The 2,545-nt window shown below is 61.3% G+C and carries 2 protein-coding genes; both read left to right on the forward strand.

Annotation, left to right across the window (positions count from 1 at the left end; translation table 11 throughout):
* Positions 1-198: 198 nt before the first annotated feature.
* Positions 199-1,656 carry an IS21 family transposase gene (istA, locus tag QCE48_RS31490; RefSeq protein ID WP_404982624.1) on the forward strand — a complete coding sequence of 486 codons (1,458 nt, stop codon included), beginning with the start codon at positions 199-201 and terminating at the stop codon, positions 1,654-1,656.
* Positions 1,653-2,471: an IS21-like element helper ATPase IstB gene (istB, locus tag QCE48_RS31495; protein ID WP_309784506.1), complete on the forward strand. Its 819-nt coding sequence runs from the start codon at positions 1,653-1,655 to the stop codon at positions 2,469-2,471. The genes istA and istB overlap by 4 nt, the downstream gene beginning before the upstream one ends.
* Positions 2,472-2,545 lie beyond the last annotated feature (74 nt).

The following is a 2,545-nucleotide window of genomic DNA, read 5'->3' on the forward strand; positions in this document are numbered from 1 at the left end:
TGGGCGGCGACAATGGTTAAGTCCGGTGTAGCGACATTCATCTTGGCCGGTAGTGAGAAGTCGAAGGCGGCGTAGCCCCGGAGACGACGAGCTGCCGGCGCCGCCGGGTCGGCGAGGCCTAGGATGGCTGACTAAAGCTTAAAAAGCGGTCAGCTCATGTCTGGAACCCGCATCACCGACCACCAGGTCCGCCTCTACATGAACAATCGCAAACACCATCCCCAGAAGCTTGCAGCCGCCAAGTCTGGTATGAGCGAGCGCACGGCGCGACGCGTTGAACACGATGCCGGCTTGCCGTCGCAGCAGCCACGGCGCTACTGGCGTTCCCGCCCTGATCCGTTTGTCGATGTTTGGGAATCAGAGATCGTCCCGTTGCTGCGCAGTTCGCCGAAGCTGAAGGCGGTGACCTTGCTGCGTAAATTGCAGGAAGACCATCCGGACCGGTTCCCCGACAGCATGCGGCGCACGTTCGAGCGGCACGTCAGTCAGTGGCGCGCGCTTGAAGGACCTAACAAGGAAGTGTTCTTCCCCCAAACGTATCTGCCCGGCGCGCGAGGCCTGTCGGACTTCACTCACATGGACAAGCTGCGCGTGACGATCGGCGGCGCCCCATTTAGCCACCTGTTGTATCACTTCGTGCTGGCGTTCTCGCGCTGGGAGTACGCCAGCGTGGTCGATGGCGGCGAGAGCTTCCAGGCACTCGCTACAGGATTGCAAAACGCGCTGTGGCAGGCTGGCGGCTGCCCACGCGAACACCGCTCTGACAGTTTGTCGGCGGCATTCAGAAATTTGCAGGAAGAGGAAGACTTCACGGCCCGCTATGCCGCGTTGCTCGAACATTACGGGATGGAGGGCACGCGCAACAATCGGGGCCTGGGTCATGAGAACGGCAGTGTCGAATCCTCACATCGCTACCTGAAGGATCAAGTCGATCAGGCCATGGAACTGCGCGGTCATCGCGACTTCGCCGATCGGGCGGCCTACGACGAGTTTGTGCGCGGCGTCGTGATGCGGCGGAACCGGCGCAATGCTGCAGCGTTCCAGGTCGAACGCGAATACCTGCTGGATCTGCCTGAGCACCGTACCACTGACTTCGTTGAGGAAGAGGCCCGCGTGACTCGCTGCGGCACGTTCAGCGTGCGCTGCGTCCTGTATAGCGCGCCGTCACGGCTGATTGGCCATCGACTGAAGGTACGCGTGTATAGCGACCGGATCGATTGCTATCTGTCCGGCGCGCTCGTGCATAGCACGTCGAGAGCCACGCACACGAGCAAGAGGCGCGGCCGCGGCATCGACTACCGGCACTTCATCGATTCGCTCAAGCGTAAGCCGCAGGCCTTCAGAGGGCTCGCGTTCCGCGACGATCTGTTTCCCCGCGAAGCCTACCGCCGGACCTGGGAGCGACTGGATCAGACACTGACTCCACGCAGCGCCTGCAAAACCATGGTGGGACTGCTTGAGCTGGCCGGAAACTACGGCGTCGAGGCGCAACTGGCCGAGCGGCTCGATGCATTGCTCGAACTCGGTGAACTGCCTGATCTGAAGGCGCTGTTCGATGAGTTCGCGCCGCGCCAGGCCGAGTGTCCCGTGGTGGTGGTCGAGATGCCGTCCGCTGCGCTTTATGACACGTTGCTCGATGAGGAGGTGCTCGCATGAATGCCTCCGCTTACGATGCTGGCCGTATGGCGCTGATGCTCAATGAGTTGCGTCTGCCAACGATCGGCCGCTTGTGGTCCGACTTCGCCGAACGCTCGGACAAGGAAGGCTGGCAGGCGTCCCGCTTGCTTGGCGCGCTGCTCGAACATGAGCTTGCCGAGCGCGCCAATCGAAGAATCGAACGCCATCGCACCGAGTCACATCTGGATCCCACCAAGACGCTCGCCACCTTCGACTTCGGCGTTGTCCCCATGGTATCGAAGGCGCATGTGATGGCGCTGGCCACCGGTGATTCGTGGCTCGAGAAAGGCGCCACGATCCTGCTGTTCGGGCCGCCTGGCGGGGGTAAAAGTCACCTTGGAAGCGCCATCGGACACGCCCTAATCGACGCCGGATATCGGGTGCTGTTCACGCGCACCGGCGAAATCGTGCAGAAACTCCAGGTCGCACGACAAAGTCTGCAGCTGCCTTCGGCGCTCGCCAAACTCGACCGGTTCGACCTGATCATCCTGGACGATCTGTCGTATGTGAGGAAGGACCAGGCCGAAACCAGCGTGCTGTTCGAGCTGATCGCTGAGAGGTATGAGCGGAAAAGTCTTCTGATAACGGCCAATCAGCCGTTCTCGGGGTGGAATGACGTCTTCCCCGACCCCGGCATGACGGTGGCCGCCATTGACCGGCTCGTCCATCACTCGACGATCTTCGAGCTGAACGTTGAAAGCTATCGACGCCGTACCGCTAGCGACAAACAGAAAGAGCGCCGCCGTCAATTACCCACCGACAATCCGAGCGGAGCGACAACCATGACAACCTGACGCAGCGTCAATCATCCCGACCGACCGGCCAAGATGATTGACGGTAAACCGGACATGCTGCTTGACGGTATCCA

The organism is Caballeronia sp. LZ024 (assembly GCF_031451455.1).
GTDB classification, from domain to species: Bacteria; Pseudomonadota; Gammaproteobacteria; order Burkholderiales; family Burkholderiaceae; genus Caballeronia; species Caballeronia telluris.